Source organism: Staphylococcus sp. EG-SA-2 (genome assembly GCF_017152085.1).
In genome coordinates, this window is sequence record NZ_JACYHC010000581.1 from 1 (window position 1) to 2,921 (window position 2,921).

A 2,921-nucleotide genomic window follows, 5' to 3' on the forward strand; every position below is an offset into this window, starting at 1 on the left:
GGGTATGTATTACCATAAACTGTAATTTCATTTGTATCATAATTAACCTTTTCAAGCACAAGACGTTCTTCCATTTCGAAATTTGGACGACGTTTAATAATTGGTATTTCTAACTTGAATTGAATCATCGCAATAGCTTGATGAATTTTAGTAATTTGACTTTCTTCACGTTGAGTTAAACGTTCGTGTTTGTCAGGTCTTTTTTTAGGCTTAAAAGCAGGATTATCTGCGTCATAGTATTTTTCAGCTAAAGTAAGCAGTGGTCTTAAATTAATGCCATAAGCGTCTTCGATAATATCTAAATTATCATAGCGTGCACAAATTCGAAGTAAGTTTGCTAAGCATACTTTTGACCCAGCATAGGCTCCAACCCAAAGCACATCATGATTACCCCATTGAATATCTAGGGAATGATAATTAATCAGTGTATCCATAATTTTATCTGGTTGTGGTCCACGATCATAAATATCACCGACAACGTGTAAATGATCGACGACTAAGCGTTGTACGGAATAAGCGAGTCCAATAATTAAATCATCTGCCTGTTTAAGTTCAATTACTTGGTTAACAAGTGTTTCGTAATATGATTTTTTATTTTGATATTCATTACTTTTATACAGTAGTTCCTCAATAATATAAACGTATTGTTTTGGCAATGCTTTACGCAGTTTTGAACGCGTATATTTTGAAGAACAATATTTAATCAACTCAATTAAATGTTCGATTGTTGTGATATACCAGACATTAAGTTGACCGCAACTTTGGAAATCACTTTTAATCAATTTTAATTTGTCTTCTGGATAGTAGACAAGAGCAGTTAAATCATTAAGCTCCTTAGTTGAAAGTCTCTCTTTGAAAATATCATTGATTTTCGCTCGCACATTCCCAGAACCGTTGCGTAATACGTGTTGGAAAGCTTCGTATTCACCATGTAAATCGCTGACGAAATGTTCCGTACCTTTAGGTAATTCTAAAATTGATTCTAAATTGATAATTTCAGTTGCAAGTTTTTCTGGAGTATCAAAATTTTGGGATAGTAAATCTAAATACTTCTTTTTTAATTCTTTTTCAGTAATTTGAGTCATTACGTGTCACTCCTGTAGTATATTTCAAACGTTAGTTTATAAAATAAATGCGCTTACAATGATTATCAAGAAAACGTTAACATTTTTCAATAAGTATGCTTGGATTGATAAAAATAGAGGGCAGGATTTTGGTATTAGGAGTCGTTGCAGTTTAGTTAAGTAAAAGTGGGAAAGTGATATATTTATTTTAAAAATGAGAGGAGGAATTTGTTATATTCACTAGTTTCCTAAAAAATTACGATATGTAAAATGTGGAATTGCCAAAATTTGGATAAAAAAATCCCCGCACCATTATTTGGGTGAAGGGATTTGAAAATGATTTTGAATTACGATGGAATATGTGTGTATTTAGACATTTAATAACTTGAAGTTACTAAATATTTTTCTTCTTGAAAATAAATACTACAAGTATTAAGAAAATAGAAATATAAGCAATATTACCAATAAACAATTCATGAAGTTCTAATTTCGTCGACTTACTAAAGCCTTTTTCAACTGTTTGAAGCATAATATTCATCATATTAATAGGATTCCACTTTAGCCAGTCTATTTTTTCTAAAAGTGCCGTTTGAATAACTGCTAAAATAGAACTTGCAAAATAAAAAACAATACCTACAGCAATGGCTACACCCGTTGAATTAGTTGCAGATGATAATAGCAACGTTAAGCTTAAAACTAACCAAACGCCAACAAATGTACCTAAACTAACTAATAATAATTGATTCAATAAAGATAATTGATTACCGCTACTTTCAAATATATTTAAATCATTAAAGAATAAAGACCCAATAACAATTGAAGCAATAATTGTAATAACAAAATAAATTAAAGAAATAATAAATAATGTGATGATTTTGCTAACAATCATAGTTGTTCTTGAATATTCACGATAGAGTAAATTTTTAATCGTACCGTAATGAAATTCCATTGAAATGATTGTACTTGCTTGAATAATTAATAAAAATGCAAACCATGAAAAACCATTATAAGCAGATGTGAAAGATTCCTGTGGCGTAAAAATTTCATTGTATTTTGTAGCGATATAACCTTGAGCAACCATTAGTAGAATGAAGACAATAGGTGCGATAAAAGTTGATTTCTTTTTAAATAATTTGAAACATTCTTGTTTAATTAAAGTTCCCATTTTATGCTTGGTCCTCCCTTTCTATGATTTCTAGTAATACATTTTCTAAATCATTATCTTTAAATTGTTTAAGTTCTTCTTCCGATGTTTCTGTAACAATTTTACCTTTGTTAATAATAAGGATAGAGTTTGTGATTTTAACTAACTCACTTAAAATATGACTCGAAATTAAGAAAGTAACACCTTCTTGCGACTTTTGGACAATCAATTCACGTACATCTCGCACAGCTTTTGGATCTAAGCCGTTCATTGGTTCATCTAAGATAATGAATTGAGGTTCATTTAAAAATGCTATAGCAATTCCTAATTTTTGTTTCATACCAAGAGAATACGTTTTAGCTTTTTTATGAATGTATTCATCCATATGAAGTTGTGAGACAATTTTATCGATATCTTGAGTGTTTTTTGATTCATTCAATAACTTCAAGTTTTCATATCCAGACATAAAAGGATATATTCCTGGATTTTCAATCAATGCACCGATATTGCTTTTGCTGTCTTTGCTGTTAATAACATTAAAATTCCCGCTTTGGAAACTAGAGTAACCTAATATAACTTTCATTAAAGTTGTTTTACCTGCACCATTCGCTCCAACGAGACCAACTATTTGTCCGCGTTTCAGCTTAAATGATACATCTTCGAGAATCGTTTTGTTGCCTATCTTCTTTGTTAAATGTTCTATTGTTAAAACA

General features: G+C 30.3%; 3 protein-coding genes. All 3 read right to left on the reverse strand.

The window, feature by feature from the left end; all coding sequences use genetic code 11:
* A partial coding sequence (locus IDG60_RS10240) for a fructose-bisphosphatase class III (protein ID WP_206160667.1) occupies positions 1–1,085 on the reverse strand: 1,085 nt, incomplete at its 3' end.
* Positions 1,086–1,458: 373 nt separating this feature from the next.
* Positions 1,459–2,229: an ABC transporter permease gene (locus IDG60_RS10245; protein ID WP_000536961.1), complete on the reverse strand. Its 771-nt coding sequence runs from the start codon at positions 2,227–2,229 to the stop codon at positions 1,459–1,461.
* A gap of 1 nt (position 2,230) precedes the next feature.
* Positions 2,231–2,921, reverse strand: a 691-nt coding sequence (locus tag IDG60_RS10250; RefSeq protein ID WP_206160668.1) for an ABC transporter ATP-binding protein, incomplete at its 5' end; no start/stop codon positions are given.

What these genes read in the sequence shown, in the direction of transcription:
- IDG60_RS10245 (WP_000536961.1), bottom strand. Translation starts at nt 2,229, where the DNA reads ATGGGAACTTTAATTAAACAAGAATGTTTCAAATTATTTAAAAAGAAA.